Origin of the sequence: Halomonas sp. THAF5a (genome assembly GCF_009363755.1) — a bacterium.
GTDB lineage: Bacteria > Pseudomonadota > Gammaproteobacteria > Pseudomonadales > Halomonadaceae > Halomonas.
Map to the genome: position 1 here is coordinate 960378 of NZ_CP045417.1, position 16887 is coordinate 977264.

General features: G+C 66.2%; 20 protein-coding genes. 11 read left to right on the forward strand and 9 right to left on the reverse strand.

Going from position 1 to position 16887, the window contains the following annotated elements; all coding sequences use genetic code 11:
• Positions 1-96: 96 nt before the first annotated feature.
• The 4 genes from FIU83_RS04310 to FIU83_RS04320 all read left to right on the forward strand — a co-directional run bounded on the left by FIU83_RS04310 (position 97) and on the right by FIU83_RS04320 (position 3854).
• Positions 97-900, forward strand: a complete 804-nt coding sequence (locus tag FIU83_RS04310) for a methyltransferase domain-containing protein (protein ID WP_152482929.1) — start codon at positions 97-99, stop codon at positions 898-900.
• 545 nt (positions 901-1445) lie between these two features.
• On the forward strand, positions 1446-2984 hold the full coding sequence (locus FIU83_RS04315; protein WP_152482930.1) for a hypothetical protein: 1539 nt from the start codon (positions 1446-1448) through the stop codon (positions 2982-2984).
• An 84-nt stretch (positions 2985-3068) separates the two neighbouring features.
• Positions 3069-3224 carry a hypothetical protein gene (locus FIU83_RS17520; RefSeq protein WP_216645055.1) on the forward strand — a complete coding sequence of 52 codons (156 nt, stop codon included), beginning with the start codon at positions 3069-3071 and terminating at the stop codon, positions 3222-3224.
• A gap of 93 nt (positions 3225-3317) precedes the next feature.
• Positions 3318-3854, forward strand: coding sequence for a TIGR02391 family protein (locus tag FIU83_RS04320; protein ID WP_216645056.1), 537 nt, complete (start codon positions 3318-3320; stop codon positions 3852-3854).
• Between the two features lie 159 nt (positions 3855-4013).
• On the opposite strand, the gene FIU83_RS04325 is transcribed toward FIU83_RS04320, so the two are convergent.
• On the reverse strand, positions 4014-4352 hold the full coding sequence (locus FIU83_RS04325; RefSeq protein WP_152482931.1) for a hypothetical protein: 339 nt from the start codon (positions 4350-4352) through the stop codon (positions 4014-4016).
• Positions 4353-4472: 120 nt separating this feature from the next.
• The gene (locus FIU83_RS04330) at positions 4473-4922 is read right to left on the reverse strand and encodes a YHS domain-containing (seleno)protein (RefSeq protein WP_152482932.1); all 450 of its coding nucleotides are present in this window, start codon (positions 4920-4922) and stop codon (positions 4473-4475) included.
• A gap of 163 nt (positions 4923-5085) precedes the next feature.
• Here FIU83_RS04330 and FIU83_RS04335 point away from each other — a divergent pair, with 163 nt between their 5' ends.
• Together FIU83_RS04335 and FIU83_RS04340 are read left to right on the forward strand one after the other, a co-directional pair.
• Positions 5086-5526: a YtoQ family protein gene (locus FIU83_RS04335; RefSeq protein ID WP_152482933.1), complete on the forward strand. Its 441-nt coding sequence runs from the start codon at positions 5086-5088 to the stop codon at positions 5524-5526.
• A gap of 114 nt (positions 5527-5640) precedes the next feature.
• Positions 5641-6615, forward strand: coding sequence for an alpha/beta hydrolase (locus tag FIU83_RS04340; protein WP_152482934.1), 975 nt, complete (start codon positions 5641-5643; stop codon positions 6613-6615).
• A 36-nt stretch (positions 6616-6651) separates the two neighbouring features.
• Here FIU83_RS04340 and FIU83_RS04345 read toward each other — a convergent pair whose 3' ends face one another.
• Positions 6652-7464, reverse strand: a complete 813-nt coding sequence (locus tag FIU83_RS04345; RefSeq protein ID WP_152482935.1) for a peptidoglycan-binding protein — start codon at positions 7462-7464, stop codon at positions 6652-6654.
• Between the two features lie 233 nt (positions 7465-7697).
• Here FIU83_RS04345 and FIU83_RS04350 point away from each other — a divergent pair, with 233 nt between their 5' ends.
• Both FIU83_RS04350 and FIU83_RS04355 read left to right on the forward strand, forming a co-directional pair.
• On the forward strand, positions 7698-8516 hold the full coding sequence (locus tag FIU83_RS04350; RefSeq protein WP_152482936.1) for a MotA/TolQ/ExbB proton channel family protein: 819 nt from the start codon (positions 7698-7700) through the stop codon (positions 8514-8516).
• Positions 8509-9384, forward strand: a complete 876-nt coding sequence (locus FIU83_RS04355; protein ID WP_172976011.1) for a flagellar motor protein MotB — start codon at positions 8509-8511, stop codon at positions 9382-9384. Before FIU83_RS04350 ends, FIU83_RS04355 begins: the two co-directional genes overlap by 8 nt.
• Here the strand turns inward: FIU83_RS04355 and FIU83_RS04360 are convergent.
• The 4 genes from FIU83_RS04360 to FIU83_RS04375 form a co-directional block, all read right to left on the reverse strand.
• The gene (locus tag FIU83_RS04360; protein ID WP_152482937.1) at positions 9366-9995 is read right to left on the reverse strand and encodes a response regulator transcription factor; all 630 of its coding nucleotides are present in this window, start codon (positions 9993-9995) and stop codon (positions 9366-9368) included. The genes FIU83_RS04355 and FIU83_RS04360 overlap by 19 nt on opposite strands.
• Positions 9996-10057: 62 nt before the next feature.
• Positions 10058-11704 (reverse strand): ATP-binding protein, encoded by a 1647-nt coding sequence (locus tag FIU83_RS04365; protein WP_152482938.1) that lies wholly within the window; start codon positions 11702-11704, stop codon positions 10058-10060.
• Complete coding sequence (locus FIU83_RS04370) at positions 11704-12372, reverse strand: 2OG-Fe(II) oxygenase (RefSeq protein WP_152482939.1); 669 nt, start codon at positions 12370-12372, stop codon at positions 11704-11706. The genes FIU83_RS04365 and FIU83_RS04370 overlap by 1 nt, the downstream gene beginning before the upstream one ends.
• Complete coding sequence (locus tag FIU83_RS04375; RefSeq protein ID WP_152482940.1) at positions 12369-12989, reverse strand: CoA pyrophosphatase; 621 nt, start codon at positions 12987-12989, stop codon at positions 12369-12371. The genes FIU83_RS04370 and FIU83_RS04375 overlap by 4 nt, the downstream gene beginning before the upstream one ends.
• A 103-nt stretch (positions 12990-13092) precedes the next feature.
• On the opposite strand from FIU83_RS04375, the gene FIU83_RS04380 reads away from it, so the two are divergent.
• Entirely contained in the window at positions 13093-13650 is a 558-nt protein-coding gene (locus FIU83_RS04380; protein ID WP_152482941.1) for an NUDIX hydrolase, read from the forward strand.
• 109 nt (positions 13651-13759) lie between these two features.
• Here FIU83_RS04380 and FIU83_RS04385 read toward each other — a convergent pair whose 3' ends face one another.
• Both FIU83_RS04385 and FIU83_RS04390 read right to left on the reverse strand, forming a co-directional pair.
• Positions 13760-14515: an SDR family NAD(P)-dependent oxidoreductase gene (locus tag FIU83_RS04385; RefSeq protein ID WP_152482942.1), complete on the reverse strand. Its 756-nt coding sequence runs from the start codon at positions 14513-14515 to the stop codon at positions 13760-13762.
• A 270-nt stretch (positions 14516-14785) separates the two neighbouring features.
• Positions 14786-15097, reverse strand: a complete 312-nt coding sequence (locus FIU83_RS04390; protein ID WP_152482943.1) for a YqfO family protein — start codon at positions 15095-15097, stop codon at positions 14786-14788.
• A gap of 225 nt (positions 15098-15322) precedes the next feature.
• Between FIU83_RS04390 and FIU83_RS04395 the strand changes: the two genes are divergently transcribed.
• Both FIU83_RS04395 and FIU83_RS04400 read left to right on the forward strand, forming a co-directional pair.
• Complete coding sequence (locus FIU83_RS04395; RefSeq protein ID WP_253939535.1) at positions 15323-15853, forward strand: fasciclin domain-containing protein; 531 nt, start codon at positions 15323-15325, stop codon at positions 15851-15853.
• Positions 15854-16030: 177 nt separating this feature from the next.
• Positions 16031-16885, forward strand: a complete 855-nt coding sequence (locus FIU83_RS04400) for a fructosamine kinase family protein (RefSeq protein WP_152482944.1) — start codon at positions 16031-16033, stop codon at positions 16883-16885.
• Positions 16886-16887: the final 2 nt, after the last annotated feature.

The following is a 16887-nucleotide window of genomic DNA, read 5'->3' on the forward strand; positions in this document are numbered from 1 at the left end:
AAGAGGGGCGGGCAACCCGACGTCCGCCGGTTCTCTCCGACGCCTCTGCCCGCCTGTTTCCGCTCCCATCGGGAGGGAGGTAGGGGAGGGCGCACGATGAACGATACGGCGATGACCCGGGAGATCGAGGCCGCCCGCGCCTACGAGGCGCTCTTCGTGCCCGCGCTCTTTCGGCAGTGGGCCACGCCGCTGCTCGACCTGGCGCGGGTCGCGACCGCCGATCGCGTGCTGGACGTGGCCTGCGGCACCGGCATCCTCGCCCGTGAGGCGCGACTCCGCGTCGCCCCCTGCGGGCTGGTGGTCGGCCTGGACGCCATGGCCGGCATGCTCGAGGTGGCCCGCGAGCTCGCCCCGGAGATCGTCTGGCGCCAGGGCGACGCCCAAAAGCTCCCCTTCGATAACGAGGCGTTCGACGCCGTGCTCTCCCAGTTCGGGCTGATGTTCTTCGCCGACCCGCCGGCGGCGCTTGGCGAGATGCAGCGCGTGCTGGTGCCGGCGGGGCGGCTCGCCGTGGCGGTGTTCGACGGCCTGGATGGCAACCCCACCTACGCCCGCGAGGTCGCCCTGCTGGAGCGCATCGCCGGCCCCGCCGCCGCGGACGCGCTGCGCGCCCCCTTCGTGCTCGGCGACGCCGCGGCGCTTACGGCCATGGCCCGCGAGGCCGGCTTCGAGGACGTGGCGGTGACCACCCGCCAGGGCATCGCCGACTTCCCCAGCATCACCTCCCTGCTCGAGGCGGACCTGCGCGGCTGGCTGCCGGTGATGGGCGTGCACCTCGACGAGGCCACCATCCAGCAAGTGCTCTCCGAGGCCCAGGTCGAGCTGGGCGACGTCATCGACCCCCGCGGCCGCGCGGTGTTCGAGGTCTCCGCGCACCTGCTCAGCGGCCGTCGCGGCTAGGGCCGCTGCCCTCCACGGCGACTACCACCGCACGCCAGGACATTCTCCTCTACGACCTATGCATTAGCACCCGTTCACGCATCCCAAAGGAATCTTTGGTAGCCTCGGTGTTACCAGATGTATCCGCGTGGATGTGTGCCGTCGCCGGATGGCGACGCTATTCGCCCACAGCGGCCAGGAAGGCGGCACCTTACGGGCCTGTCTTAGCGGTAGCGTGGCGCAGGCTCTCAACCTTTATCTCGTTGCAACGGTATTCGCGTGGGCTGGTAATGGTTCGCGCTGAATCTTGAGTGGTGGGTAATTACTGCCGCAGAGGCAGCTATCGACCCAAAGCGGCCCTGCCGGCAAACGCGGCATGCTCGTTCAGGCGTGTTATGCAGCCGGCACGATGATCGATGTTATACTGCCGAGTTTTAATTAGCTTCTTTGAATTTCAAGGGGATAGATCGTGAATGGGATGCGGTATAACCCGAATGAACGTGCCAGCGCATTCAAGTCAATAAGTGGTTCGGCAGTCTAATACCTGTTAGGTTTTGGAGTAGACAGTGAACGTCGAAAAAGAATTATCTCAGTGGCTGGATGCAAATATTCCCCAAAGGAGGGCAAACAAGTCTAGGGACGCCCAAGCTGTTCTGCTTCACTATGGGTTTGGTGACATTGCTTGGCCCACTCTTGAGCAAATAGGTGAGCAGCTATCAATCGGAACCAGAGAACGAGTCCGGCAGGTTCTTAACTCTACCTTCAAGACCAAAGCATCGATCGAACATTTCCCAGTGCTTCAGGTTGCGCTAGAGGAAATTAGTAAAATTGATTTCGAATCCATACCGGATGTTCGTAAAAGGCTCACAAGCTTGGGGGTTATTTCTCCGAGTACTCGAATTCGGGGACTGTTGAACTTAGGGAACGACCTCGGGGCGATCGGCAACTACGAGTTCGTGGATCACAATCTGACGAAGCTGTCTCGTTCTGAAGCAGAGTTTGACGAAAAAACTTTTCTGGGAACGAAGTCAGCCACAGCAGATCTCAAGAAGTTTTTCAAAAAAGCGAAGACCTTGCCTGGGCTTCTTGGGTTGGCCTCCAAGGCGTACCTTGAAGATGAAATTGGGTCCGAAGCGGCTGATCGCATATGGCGATTTATGGAGCTAGGTGCCGAGGCTGAGGTTATTCAGGACGGTGATCAACAGTGGTATATCTTCGAGGATCGAGATAACACACTTATAAATAGCTGCGAGAAAATAGCCTCAATTTCTACTGCTAATAATGCTCAAGTTCTTGCTGAGACGCTCCGAAATTCTTTACGTCGCCGGACTCAAAAGTATGAGTACCCTAGTTCTGAAGTTATTAACAAATGGATATATCAATCAAAGTGGTTTGAAATTACTGGTGGTGTTGCGATTTTTCTCGGTTCGCCTGAGTCCTTAACCAAAGTTGAACAGGCTGTAGTCCAGTATCTAGAAGGCAAAGGGCCGAGCAAGTATCCGCCGCTGAAGGACTACTTGCTCGGGCTTGGATTTAGCAAGCCAAATGTTGATAAGGCGGTCACTGCGTCTCCTCTAGTATACGTCGACAAAACCGATACTCGTAAGAAGTACACCTACACGCTCGTTTCAGAAGTTGGATATTCGAGCAAATCATCAGCAGATCTTGATGAAAGATATAGAATTTTCAGCAACCGCTTGAAGAGGCTGTTAACTACTGGTGGCCCCGAAGTCTCTAGAGAAGTCCTTGTAAGACGGGAGCAATCGATTCTCCGGGAATGGCTGTTCAATGGGAAGTTGACCGAGATCTGTGCGATTTGTGGGAAAGAATATTCCGTTGCAGCGTTGGTTACTGCTCATAAGAAGAAGCGCGCTGACTGTACTGATTCAGAAAAGACGGACCCGAGAATAGTCTTTCCTCTATGCTTATTTGGGTGCGACTTTCTGTATGAAGCTGGGATGGTCAGGATAATTAATGGAAAGGTTGTGAGCTCCCGCAAAGACGCAGAGCAAACGACTGACATTTTAATAGCCAATGCAGTGGATGGGAATGCTGTAGATGAGAGATGGGTTGAAGGTAAGGCCTCATATTTTGGAGCAACCTAACAAGTTGTTGCACGCGGATAAATTACTCGCTGCGCTCCCAATTTATCGGTGAGCAAAGCGTTATACTCTGGATAGAGACAGCCAATGATCCACTGGTACTTATCTGTCAAGAATGTCATGCGAGCCATTGAGCAAAAGGCGAGTGACGCTTTGCCCTTGTATGAAGAGGGAGGCGAAGACGCAGCCGCTGCCATAAACGGCTATATGAAAGCAGACTACGAACAACTGTGGGATCTTTAGCGCCAGAAATTCCCTGACGAGCGGCTGGGGAACCTGGGGCGTCACATACATTTTGGGATGGATTGTGATTGTCGCGACATTATTAACCACGATTTGCCCGAGCTGGAGAGGAGGGCAGAAGCGCATCTATTAAATTCGGTGGGGGAAGAAGAGCCTGAGCAGGAATTAGGATTCGAGCACCTGCTGCATCCAGTTATACTCGAAAATGCCTATCAGTTATTCCGAAACGGTCATCTTCGGGAGGCAGTTTTCAACTCCGTAACTGCCGTCTTCGAATTGATTCGCGAGAGAACCGGTTCAGGAGAAGATGGTGACAGAATCATAGGCCAGGTGATGTCTGTTGTAACTCCTCGGCTTATTCTCTCTGAGCTTGAAACTGAATCTGGGAAAAGCGATCAGAAAGGTTTCATGCAAATTTATAAAGGAGTGTTTCAGGGAATTAGAAGTCCGAAAGCTCACAGCCTTGCCCATGATCTAACAGAACATAAGGCAGCACAGTATTTGGTGTTTTTAAGCCTTTTGGCACGGCGCATAGAAGAGGCGACTGTTGTCGATGCAAACAAGTGCATCAATCGAAACACGGGATTCTCCCGCTCCAGTTATGCACCGCGTCATATTAACTCACACTGAACGTCCGCTTCTGGCCGTTTCCTGCCGATTACTGGGCGGCGGCTTGATGTCTGCGAACCCTGACCCGCCTGCTCAAGCGAGCGCCGACGATGATCCTCCAAAACACAGAAGGGCCCGCAATATCGCGGGCCCTTTTCGTTGCGCTGCCTGACGCCTTACTTACGCGACGTCGGCGGCCGCCTGGAAGTGCGCCCTGGCGTGGTGGTAGAGCACGCCGGCGTAGCCGTTGCGCTGCATGACCTTGAGGATCTTCGCCGGGTTGTTGTCCTCCAGCGCCTTGTGCAATTTTGCCCGCTGCTCGGCATCGAGGTCTTCGTACCAGTGGAAGGGCTCGCCGCGCGCGTCGCCGTCCTCGGCCTTGGCGATCAGGTCCATCTCGACGCGACCGCCGTGGCGGTAGAGGATGTCGTAGCCCTCCTGCAGGAGAGACGACGGCACGTCGCTCGGCTTCTCGAGACCTTCCAGCACGTTGTAGTAGTAATAGCTCAGCGGTTGCATTTGGCTTCTCCGGGGGTAGGCCATGGATCCGTCCCTGGCATGTTCTCCTGATCCTTCATCCTGCCCTAGCCATGGCGAGGCGCTCAATAGAAAAATGCACCCGCCGCTGCCCCCGTTGCCTCACCCCCCGAAGATGTTCGGCCAGTGGGCGTCGGCCGCCTCGATGAAGCCGGGAATGTCGCGCTCCCAGCGCCGCTGGATGCCATGGCTGTAGTTCAGGTAGAGCCTGTCGTCGACGATCTTCCACGCCTCGGGCACGGTCGAGGCGGCGTCGCCCCGGGCCGCTGCCCAGGCGCACCAGCCGCCGTACTGCGGGGCGTAGGCCTCGGGATCGGCCTGGAAGAGGTCGCGATGCTCCGCCGAGGCGAACTGCCAGGTGGCGTTCTGCCACTCCCACTGGAACTCGGGCGAGCCCGCCACCGGCTCGCCCTCGGTGAAGTAGGCCACCGGGTCGGTGCCGCCGATGGCGAGGTCGTCCCGGGTGAAGATGCGTCCGTCGGCGGCGGCGCCCAGCGAACCGCTCAGGCCGATCGCCAGGGCGAGGGCCGCCCACCAGCGTGCATGCGTCATGATTGCTCTCCTCTCGAGCCTGTATGCATGGCGCTCTGTCGGCCCGCGGCCCACGGCCTTACAACGCGGCACGGCGCTCGTCCTGTTGAATATGGAAGGGATTTCCACTCGCGGCGTGGCTGGGCTACCATGGCGCTTTCCCTTCCCTGTCCCTGGAGCCCGCATGAGCTTTACCGTCTACCTCTCCGGCGAGATCCACACCGACTGGCGCGACGAGATCCAGCGCGGCGCCGAGGCCGCCGGCCTCGACGTCGTCTTCACCGCGCCGGTCACCGATCATGACGCCAGCGACGCCGCCGGCGACCACCTGGGCCCGCAGAGCGAGGGCTTCTGGCGCGACCACAAGTCGTCCAAGGTGAACGGCATCCGCACCAAGACGCTGATCGAGCAGAGCGATCTCGTGGTGGTGCGCTTCGGCGACCAGTACAAGCAGTGGAACGCGGCCTTCGATGCCGGCTACTGCGCGGCGCTGGGCAAGCCCTACGTCACCCTCCACGGCGAGTCGATCATCCACCCGCTGAAGGAGGTCGACGCCTCGGCCATGGCCTGGGCCACCACCACCGAGCAGGTGGTCGAGATCCTGCGCTACGTGCTCAAGGCCTGAGGCCGCTGCGCCTGCGCTCGACCGGGCCCACGCTCGCCTGGTCGGGCGTGGGCGCTGTGCTAGCTTGAAGGAACTGGGCAGGGACGCCTGCCGCTCACCGCGAGGTGGCCCTTCATGCTCTTCATCACCAATCGCTTTCCCACCCAGAGCATCCGCACCCGGGCGAACCGCCCCTTCGATTTCGACCTCAGGAACAACGCGGCCAGCAACTCCGTCTTCTACTGCGAGGAGATCGGCGCGGGTCAGTACCTGGAGGTCGGCAGTGCGGCCTTCCTGCAGCGCCTGAAGGAGGCGAGGGCGCGGCAGGTGCTGATCTACCTCCACGGCTTCTCCAACCTGCCCGAGGACGTCTTCGCCGCGGCCCGCGAGTTCCAGGACCTCTGCGAGGCCCGCGATCCCGGCGAGGTGCTGGTGGTGCCGCTGATCTGGCCCTGCGACAACGACCTGGGCATCGTCAAGGACTACTGGGACGACCAGGAGTCGGCCGATCTGAGCGCCTTCTCCTTCGCCCGGGTGCTGCAGCGCTTCCTCGACTGGCGCGAGGGCGAGCAGTTCGCGGTGGACCCCGCGCCCTGCCTCAAGCGCATCAACGTGCTGGCCCACTCCATGGGAAACCGGGTGCTGCGCGAGACGCTGCGGGTATGGCGCAAGTACCACCTGCCGGGCGGCGTGCCGCTGCTGTTCCGCAACACCTTCCTGGTCGCCGCCGATATCGTCAACGAGTCCCTGGAGGAGGGGCGCGCCGGCGAGCCCATCATTCACGCCTCGCGCAACGTCAACGTCTACTTCGCCTCCGATGACCTGGCGCTGCGGGCGAGCAAGGCCTCGAACCTGCGCCATCGCATCGCCTCGCGGCGCCTCGGCCACTCCGGCCCCGAGGACATGGCGAAGGTCTCGCGCAGCGTCTTCGCCGTGGACTGCGACGACGTCAACACCCGCTACGACTTCCCCAAGGGGCACTCCTACTTCCGCTCGGGGGAGGTCTTCGGCGAGCCCGGGGTGGTGTTCCTGCACCTGTTTGCCGCCCTGAAGAGCGGCCGCGTCTTCCCCGAGGACGAGACACGGCGCATGACCATCCTGCGCGACTGAGGCGTGCCGCGGGGCTTCACCTCAGGGCGATTTACCTCACAGCTTGGCCGCCTGCACGTGCATCCAGTCGAAGTTGCGCGTGCGGCCGAGGCTGACCCAGCCCTCCTCCCAGAGCCGCCACCAGGTGTCGTACTCCGGCCGCGCCAGGCGGGCGCGGTCGCGTCCCCACTTGAGCTTGTTGTGGGCGGGGTCCCAGTCGATGGCGATGCCCCAGGCGTGGGTCGACCAGGCGGTGCCGCCGCGCTTGCGCCGCTTGTTGTAGCAGCCCCCGTAGCAGTGCAGCCCCATCTCCCTGAGCCGCTCGGGGCCGTAGTGATCGTTCACTCGCACGAGGATGCGCGCCAGGCTCTCCGCCACCCGCTCGTGGCAGCCGATGCCGCTCGGGTGGGTGCCGAGGTCCCAGGCGAGGCAGAGCTGCCAGGGGCAGGGGACCACCACCATCGGCGGCTTGCGGGTCGGCGAGCCGAGCGCCTGGTGAAGCTCCGCCTCGCGGACCCAGCCGTTGGGGTTGGCGTCGAGCGGCTGCTGGTCCCGCCAGGGGGCGGGGGGCTTGCCGGTCGCCTGGATCGTCGCCAGCACCTCGGCCGCATGCTCGGTCTGCGGGCCCCAGAAGCCGTCGATGGGGCCGACCTGGATCTTCTTCAGGCGACAGGCGATCTGCAGGCAGGCGACGGCTCGTCGTCGATCGCTCCAGGTCTCGGCCCCCGCCGGCAGCCTCTCGGCGTGGGCTTCGAGGGTCGCATTTACCGCGGCGCGGGTCTTCGGGCCGCGCAGGCCGTCGATCTCGCCCCGGTAGCTGCTGTCCTTCGCGAGGAATCGCTGAAGGGTCCTGACGTCCGTTCGGTTCATCTCGATCTCCCCCTTTTTCCTGGGCAGGGCATCCGCCTGTCGTCGGGTGCCTGAACGCAGTGTAGGTAGGGATGCCGAGACCCTCCTCGTCGGCGCGTCGCGTCGTATCGGGAGGCCAGAACGCTCGCCCTGCCGGCGACCGTGTGCGGTGGCGTTGTAACAGTGGGTGTTAATTTAGGCGCTTCATCGGGCAATATGCGCCAAGGGACTACAGGAGAGGCGGAGATACGGCCATGGATTTTGCAACCATCATCGGCATGCTGGGTGCCGCGACCCTGATCGCGGGGGCGATCGGGCTCGGCGATTCGCCGATGATCTTCCTCAACCCCGTCAGCCTGCTGATCGTCTTCGGGGGCAGCCTGATGGTGGTGCTGTCGCAGCTGCGCTTCAGCGAGTGCCGCATGGCGCTGAACGCGGCGAGCCGCGCCTTTCGCAATACCCTGCCGGATACCTCCGAGACCATCGAGGAGATGCTCGAGGTGTCGAGGCTGGCGCGCAAGGGGGGCCTGCTGGCCCTGGAGGGATTCGAGACACGCTCGCGCTATCTCCAGCAGGGCCTTCAGATGCTGGCGGACGGGTTCGATCAGAAGGTGGTCAAGGAGATGCTCGACAAGGAGCGCCTGATGACCCTGGATCGCAACCAGACGGGGGCCAAGGCCTTCCGTCTCTTGACCGATGTGGCGCCGGCCATGGGCATGGTGGGTACCCTGATCGGCCTCATCCAGATGCTCTCCAACATGGATGACCCCTCATCGATCGGCCCGGCCATGGCCGTGGCGCTGCTGACAACGCTCTATGGCGTGCTGCTGGCCAACATCGTCGCCAAGCCGATCGCCGAGAAGCTGGAGGCCCGCATGGATCATCAGGAGAAGATCCAGTCGCTGTGGACGGATGCCCTGATAGCGATCCAGGAGGGCAAGAACCCGCGGATCGTGGAGCAGATGCTGCTCACCTACCTGCCGGATGACGTTCGCGATCGTAGAAAGGGGGGCGGCGAGGGCGATGCCACGCCGGGCGAGGAACCGGCCCAGCAGGGTGCGTCCAATGGCTAGGCAGACGTCGCGCCGCAACAACGAGATCCCGGCCTGGATGGTGACCTACGCCGATCTGATGTCGCTGCTGCTCTGCTTCTTCGTGCTGCTGCTCTCCTTCGCCGAGATCGACCTGGAGCGCTTCAAGCAACTGGCCGGGGAGATGTCCAAGGCGTTCGGTGTCCAGCGGGAGGTGCCGGCCGAGGTCATCCCCATGGGGAGCAGCGCGGTGATGGATCGCTTCTCGCCGGCCGAGCCCGAGCCGACGCTGCGGGATGAAGTGCGCCAGACCACGACCCTGGAACGCCCCTGGCTCGATACCCATCGCGCGCGGCAGGAGCAGCGACTCGAGGCGCTTAAGCGCAGTCTTGAGGAGCGGCTTCGTCCGGCCATCGAGGAGGGAGGCGTCAAGGTCGCGCGGGACGGCAACCGCGTGGTGATTCGCGTCAATGAGCAGGCCTCCTTCCCATCGGGGTCGGCGGAGGTGACGCCCTCCTTCGCCAAGTTGCTGGGCGAACTGTCCGCCACCCTGGCGGATGCGCCGGGCAGCATCGCCGTGCGTGGCCACACCGACAACGTGCCGGTGCGCAGCTCGCGCTATGCCAGCAACTGGAACCTCTCGGCGATGCGCTCGGCGGTGGTAGCGAACCGGCTGCTGCAGAACGAGGCGCTGGCGGCCGAGCGACTGACGGTGACCGGCCACGCCGACACGCGCCCGATCGCCTCGAATGACACCGTCGAGGGACGCGCCCGCAACCGCCGCGTGGAGATCATCATCCGGCTGGGCGACGGCGAGGTGGCGGATTTGCCGTCCTCGCTGTCGGGCCCGGCCGTCTCGCATCAGACTCTGCCGGGCCAGGCCCTGTCGTATCAGCCCTCCTCGGGATAGCAATCCACCAGCGCCAGCGCCACGCAGAGGCGCACCAGCTCGGCCAGGTTGGCCGCGCCCAGCGCCTTCATGGCGCGCAGCCGATAGACCTCCACCGTCTTGGCGCTGATGCTGAGCTCGACCGCGATCTCGCGGCTGGTCAGCCCCTCGGCCACGTGCACGAGGATCTGCTGCTCCTTGGGCCGCAGGTCGGCGTAGCGCGCGCGCAGCGTCTCGAGGCGGGCCTGCGCCTCACGATGACGGCGGTGCCGGGCCAGGGCCTGCTGCACGGTGTCGATCAGCTGCTGATGGTTGAAGGGCTTCTCGATGAAGTCGCAGGCGCCCGCCTTGAGCGCCTGCACGGCCATGGGCACGTCGCCGTGGCCGGTCATGAAGATCACCGGCGTGTCGTCGCCGCGCTCGGCGAGCCGCTGCTGTACCTGCAGGCCGGAGAGGCCGGGCATGCGCACGTCGAGCAGGATGACGTCGTGGCGCTCGGGCTCGGCCGCCAGCAGCGCCTCGCCGTCGCTGTAGGCGAGGGTCGAAAGGCCCACCGAGTCGAGCAGCCAGGTGAGGGAGTCGCGCAGGGCCTGGTCGTCGTCGACCACGGCGATACGGGGCTTGTCGGGCACGGGCCTCTCCGGGGGATGAACGAAGACAGTGGGATGAACGGAAGCGGGGTGAACGAAGCCGCTCAGCGGGCCGGCGGCAGCGGCCCGGGCTCGGCGAGCAGTGTACCGGCAAAGGTGGCGCCGCCGGAACCGCCGGCCGGGGCCAGCTCGAGCCGCCCGCCCATCGCCTCCATCAGCGAGTGGCTGATGGCGAGCCCCATGCCGAGGCCCTCGGGGCGCCCCGAGTGGAAGGGCGCGAAGATCCGCTCGCGCTCGGCCCCGGGCACGCCGGGGCCACGATCACGGATCGTGAAGCGCACCTCCCGCGGGCCGCTCTGCCGGGCATCGAGCGTCACCCGGTCGGCGCCGGGGTGGGCGCGGCTCGCCTCCAGGGCGTTCAACAGCAGGTTGACCAGCACCTGCTCCAGGGCCACGGGGTCGGCCTGCACCCGGGGCAGGGCCTCGGGCAGGGCGGCGTCCAGCGCGATGCCGGCCTGCTGGAACTGCCAGTCGCAGAGCCGGCAGGCGGCCTTCACGACCTCGGGCAGCGCCACCGGCCTAGGCCGGGTCTGGCCCTTGCGCACGAAGGTGCGGATGTGGCGCAGCCGTTCGGCGAGGCGCTGCACCTGCTCGCTGATCCGCTCGATCGGCACCGCCAGCTCGCCGGCCGGGGCCGTGGGGTCGGCCTCGAGGCGCATCAGCGCGCCGCTGGCGTAGTTGGCGATGGCGCCCAGCGGCTGGTTGAGCTCGTGGGCGATGTTGGAGGCGAGCTCGCCGGTGGTGGCCAGGCGGTTGGCGTGGGCGATCTGCTCCTGGTGGCGCCGCTCCTGGGCCTCGGCGGCCTTGCGCAGGCCGATGTCGCGGTTGATCAGCGAGAGGTGATCGGCCTCGGCGGCGGGGCCGTGGTGGGCCATCACCACGCTGAGCACCGGCACGGAGCCGCGCGGGCCGCGCATCGCGAGCTCGCCGCTCCAGGAGCCGTAGCGGGCCACGGCGGGCAGCACGACCTCGCGCAGCACGGCCAGCGACTCGGCGGTATAGGCCTGCTCGAGGCGCAGGGCGTCTTCCTCTCTCTGGTCGCGGTCCGGGTGGTCGCGTCCCGGACGGGCGCGTCCCGGACGGTTCAGCAGCCGCCGGGCCGCCTCGTTGGCGGTGAAGATGCGCTCCTCGCCGTCGAGGAACAGCACGTAGTCGGTGGTCGACTCCACCACCCGGGCGAGGCGCTCGCGGTGGGCCTCGGCCTCGAGGCGCCGCCCGACGTCCCGGGAGACGCAGAGCACGTCCAGCAGTTCCCCGGTGGCGGGGTCGCGGCGGGTGCGGCTGGTGGTCTCGAACCAGACGTAGTGGCCGTCCTTGGCGCGGAAGCGGTAGGTCTGCTGGTAGAAACCGTCGTGGTAGTAGATGCGCGGCGACTTCTCGAGCAGCTCCTTCAAGTCCGCAGGGTGGAAGAGGTCGTAGGCCGAGACGCCGATCAGCTCCTCGGGGGCGTAGCCGAGCAGGTCCCGGGCCGCCGCCGAGGCGAACAGGAAGGTGCCGTCCCGGGCGTGGCGGGAGATCAGGTCGGTGGTGCTGTCGGCCAGCCACTGGTAGTGGCGCTTCTCGGCGTCCAGCGCCGCGGCCTGGGCCTCGAGGGCCGCGTTTTTCTCGATAAGCGCGGCGTTGTCTGCCTCCAGCGCCTGGCAGCGCGCCCTGAGCCGCTCGACCTCTGCCTGGTCGCCCGGGGTCGCCATCAGCGTGCCGGGTCCACCAGGCCGCCCAGCGAGGCGTTGCGCCGGAACCAGCCGGCGATGCTCGCGCGGGGCAGGCGGGTCGGCAGCACCTCGTGGGGCACGCTGTCGGAGAGGAAGCAGGCGAAGGTGCCGGCCTCGGGGCGCACCCGGGCCACCTCGCGCTCCGGGTCGTCGGCGGCGAAGATCACCATCTCGCCGCCGCCGTCCGCGGGCCAGTCGGGATTCAGGTAGCCCACGGTGGAGATCACCCGGTTGGCGCGGCCGCGGAAGCTGTCGAGGTGGCGCTTGTAGAAGGCGCCGGGCGGGTAGTGGGCGAAGTGCGCCTCGTACTCGAAGAGCCCGAGGAAGAGCGCCCGGTTGAGCTCCTGCTGCAGCTCGGCCATGGCCTCCAGGTACTGCCGCCGGGCCTGGCTCTCGCGGTCGAGCCAGCGGATGGCGTCGCCGCGGATGTCGCGGCGCAGGGCGTGCTCCTGGCCGCGGCCGATGCCGGCGGCCTCCAGGGCCTCGTGGTCGGCCATGGCGCCGAGCTCGTGGTGCAGCGCCGCGCAGAGCTCGGCGGGAATGAAGCCCTCGCCGACGTACCAGCCCTGTTCCACCAGGGCGTCGACCAGCTCGGCCAGGCGGGCGCGGGGCAGGGCGGTGGCGAAGGCGTCGGGTGTCGGGATCATGGGCGGGAGACTCGGCGTTCGGGAAGGTGGATCAACTCGCCCGAGGGGCGTTCGAAGAGGCTGATCGGCATGGCGAAGCCCTCGGCGAGCAGCTCCACCAGCATCATCGCGGAGAGCCCCCAGATCACGTGACCGTCGGTGGTGTAGCTGGGCACGTAGTAGTCCCGGCCATCCACGCGGATCACGTCGGTGTGGGTGCGCCGGTCCTCGAGGAAGTGGGTGAGCGGCACCTCGAAGATGGCGTCGAGCTCGCCGGGGTCGGGCACTAGCGGCAGGTCGGGCGGGATCAGCCCCACCCAGGGCGTGACGCGCAGGCCGTGCAGCGAGAGCACGTCCGAGAGCCGGCCGAGCAGCGTCACCCGTTCGGGCGACAGGGCGATCTCCTCCTGGGACTCGCGCAGCGCCGTGGCCAGCAGGTCGGCGTCGTCCGCTTCGCGCTTGCCGCCGGGAAAGGCGACCTGGCCGCTGTGGGTGGCGAGGTGGCCCGCACGGCGGGTGAACAGCAGGGTCGGCTCGGGACGGTCGACGATGGGGATCAGTACCGACGCCTCGGGCAGGCGCAGCCCGATCCGGCGCGGGCGGTGTGCTTGCAGGCGTTCACGAAGGTTCTCTAACATGGGGCGTCCATCGGGTTTGATTCCTTCTACTCGGCCGCCATGAGCGGCGTCAAGCCCTGACCGGGCGGCCGTCATGCCGCCCTTCGGCCTGCCAGGGAGCGCCATGAACTTCTGTAGTCACTGTGGGCATACCGTGCGCTTCACGATCCCGGACGGCGACGATCGCCCCCGCCACTGCTGCGACGCCTGCGGCACTATCCACTACCAGAACCCGCGCATCGTCGCCGGCACCCTGCCGGTGAGCGGCAGCCGGGTGCTGCTGTGTCGCCGCGCCATCGCCCCGCGCAAGGGCTTCTGGACCCTGCCGGCGGGCTACATGGAGAACGCCGAGACCACCGTCGAGGCGGCGGCCCGGGAGACCCGCGAGGAGGCCTGCGCCGAGGTCGAGATCCACGGCCTCTACACCCTGATCAACCTGCCGCATATCGACCAGGTCTACATGATCTTCCGCGCCGATCTGGCCGGTGGCTTCGACGCGGGGCCCGAGAGCCTCGAGGTGGCGCTCTTCGAGGAGCACGAGATCCCCTGGGAGGAGCTCGCCTTCCCGACCATCGAGCGCACCCTGCGCCACTTCTACGCCGACCGGCGAGAGGCCGCCTTCCCGCTGCACGTCAGCGACATCACCGCCGAGGATCGCGAACGCTACTTCGGCAGCGCCTAGGGGCGCAAGCCCTGGACGCCCGCGACACGCCACGTCGGCCGCGCCCCCGCCAGGGGCGCGGCCGTTTCGTCTGCGCGCCGTGCTAGAGGCTCGATCCCGCCGGGCGCGCTCAGTCCCGCTCGATATGGGTCGGTGACCAGCTCTGGCGCGTCGGCATGATCTCGAGGAAGTTGATGTTGATGTGCGCGGGCAGCGTCGCCACGTGGACGATCTGCTCGGCGACGTCCTCGGCCTGCAGCGGCGTGGTGGTGTCGTACAGGGCGTCGGAGGCGCCCTGGTCGCCCTTGGTGCGCACCAGGGTGAACTCGGTCTCGGCCAGGCCCGGGGCGATGTCGGTGACCCGCACGCCGGTGCCCTTGAGATCGCAGCGCAGGTTGTAGCTGAACTGCTCGACGAACGCCTTGGTGGCGCCGTAGACGTGGCCGCCGGCGTAGGGCCACTTGGCCGCCGCCGAGCCGATGTTGATGATGCTCGCCCCCGCGCCGGTGGCGATCAGCAGCGGCAGCATGGCGTGGGTGACGTTGACCAGGCCGGTGACGTTGGTGTCGATCATGGTGTGCCAGTCGGCCAGGTCGACCTCTTGCGAGGGCTTGGGCGCCAGCGCCAGGCCGGCGTTGTTGACCAGGCAGGTGACCCCGCGAAACGCCTCTGGCAGCGTGTCGACGGCTTGCTTCACCGCCTCGGCGTCGCGCACGTCCAGGGCCAGGGTCAGCACCTCGACGCGCTCGGCGAGCTCCTGCTCGAGGGCGTCGAGCCGCTCCTGGCGGCGACCGGTGAGGATCAGCGACCAGCCGGCCTCGGCGAAGCGCCGGGCGGCGGCGCGGCCGAAGCCGGACGTGGCGCCGGTGATCATGGCGATGGGCATGGGGGTAACCTCCTGAAGATGAACGGAACCTGCGGCCTCGCATCATAGGCCGAGCGGCGGCGCGTCTCCAGCCGTCGGCTTTCTTGGCAGGGCTATCGCATTAGCTGTCGCTTGGGACTTGTCCGTCGACAGGTCTGCGAGGGGGCGCTGTGAACCCCTCCCTGGGCACTACCGACGCCATCCCTGGCGTAGGACCCCCTCTTCGACCTGTCCCCGGCGCCCTGCGCCAGCGCACACCGGGATGCCTTGCCTCCTCAAGGAGCATGTCGCTCACCAGCTCTCCAGCCGCCAGACGTCGAAGGCCGGCTCCTCGTAGGGGTGGGCGCGACGGAGGGCGGCCACTGCCTCGCGGATCAGCGCATCCTCGCAGACCAGCTCCACCTTGAGCTCCTCGACCCGCTCCAGGTCGCCGACCCGGCCGATGTGCGGGTCGGCGCCCGGCAGCGGGCGGAACTGCCCGGTGCCCGACGTCTGGAAGCAGCACGCCTCGTAGTCGCCGATGCGCCCGGCCCCGGTGGCGAAGACGGCTTCCTTGACGGCCTCGGCGTCGGCCATCGGCACGAAGAAGGCCAGCTTGTACATGATCGTGACTCCTCGGTGTCGGTTTCACCTCCCGTTGTGCCATATCGTGCCGGCAGCGTCAGCCGCGGCGGCAGGGTGAAAATAATACTTGTCCAATAGCTATACATAGTCTAGGTTCTGTACAGGTTGAGGCGGAGAGGCCTCCGCCGGATGTCCATGACCAGCATGACGAGAGAGATTGCCAACGGGCGCGATGCGTCCGCGACCAAAAAGAGGAAGTGCCCCATGAAGACCCCTATCACCGCCACTGCCGCCCCCCTTTCCACGCCCATGACCCGCGCCCTCGGCGCCGGCCTGCTGGGCCTGATGCTCGCCGGCGGCGTGCAGGCCGACCATCACGGCATGAAGAAGGACATCGTCGACACCGCGGCGGGTGCCGGCCAGTTCGAGACCCTGGTCGCCGCGGTCCAGGCCGCCGAGCTGGTCGAGACCCTCAAGGGCGAGGGGCCCTTCACCGTCTTCGCCCCCACCGACGAGGCCTTCGCCGCGCTGCCCGAGGGCACCGTCGACGACCTGCTCAAGCCCGAGAACCAGGAGACCCTGCAGGCCGTGCTCACCTACCACGTGGTGCCCGGCAAGATCATGGCCGAGGACGCCATGGCCGCCGACAGCGCCACCACCGTGCAGGGCCAGGACATCACCATCACCACCATGGACGGCAGCGTGATGATCGATGACGCCACCGTCATCCAAGTGGACATCGAGGCGAGCAACGGCATCATCCACGTGATCGACGGCGTGCTGATGCCGGAATAAGCCCGCCGACATGCTTCACCGTGTTATCTCCCGCTCGTGATTCTTGGCCGCCCTCCGGGCGGTCTTTTTTGGTTCCTCGCACCTGGCCGCCCGCGTCTTGACCGTACCGGGGCCTTGATCACGTCGGCGGGGCTGGCGACCCTGGGGGCAGGCGAGACGACACAGGAGGCAGGCGCCATGGAACGGACCCTCGAACGACTGCTGGACGCGGCGGCCCTGGTGCCCCGCGGTGTACCCACCCCGCTCGGCGGTGGCGACATCGCCCAGGTCCAGCGCCTGGAGACCGACCAGGGGGCGGTGGTGGTCAAGCGCGACGACCCCGCCCGGCTGGCCGGGGAGGCCGACGGCCTGCGCGCCCTGCGCCAGGCCGACACGCCGCTGATCGTGCCCGAGGTGCTGGCCGAGGGCGATGGCTGGCTGGTGATGGAGGCCCTGGATCACGGACAGGAGCGCGGGCGCGCGGGTAACGATGCGGCGCGCCTGGGCGATGGCCTGCGGGCTCTGCACGCCGATACCGGCGACGCCCATGGCTGGCCGAACGACAACGCCTGCGGCCGCACGCCCCAGCCCAATGCGCCGCTGGTCGACGGCCGCGCCTTCCAGCGCGAGCGGCGCCTGCTGCCCCTGGCCGAGGCCTGCCACGCCCGCGGGTTGCTGGACGACGCGCTGCGCCGGCGCCTCGAGGCCATCGCTTTCGGGCTCGAGGCCTGGCTGCCGGACGCCCCGGCGAGCCTGGTGCACGGCGATCTCTGGTCGGGCAACGTGCTCTTCACCCCACAGGGGCCGGCGATCATCGACCCGGCGGTCTATCGTCACTACCCGGAGGTGGATCTCGCCATGCTGACGCTGTTCGGCGCGCCGGGCGAGGCCTTCTTCGCCGCTTACTGGAACGGCCGCGCCCCGGCCGACTGGCCGCGGCGCGAGGCGCTGTTCCAGCTCTATCCGCTGCTCAACCACCTGCTGCTGTTCGGCGGTAGCTACCGCGGGGCGGTCGAGCGCACGGTGGCGCGGGTGGAATCTGGAACGTGTTGAAC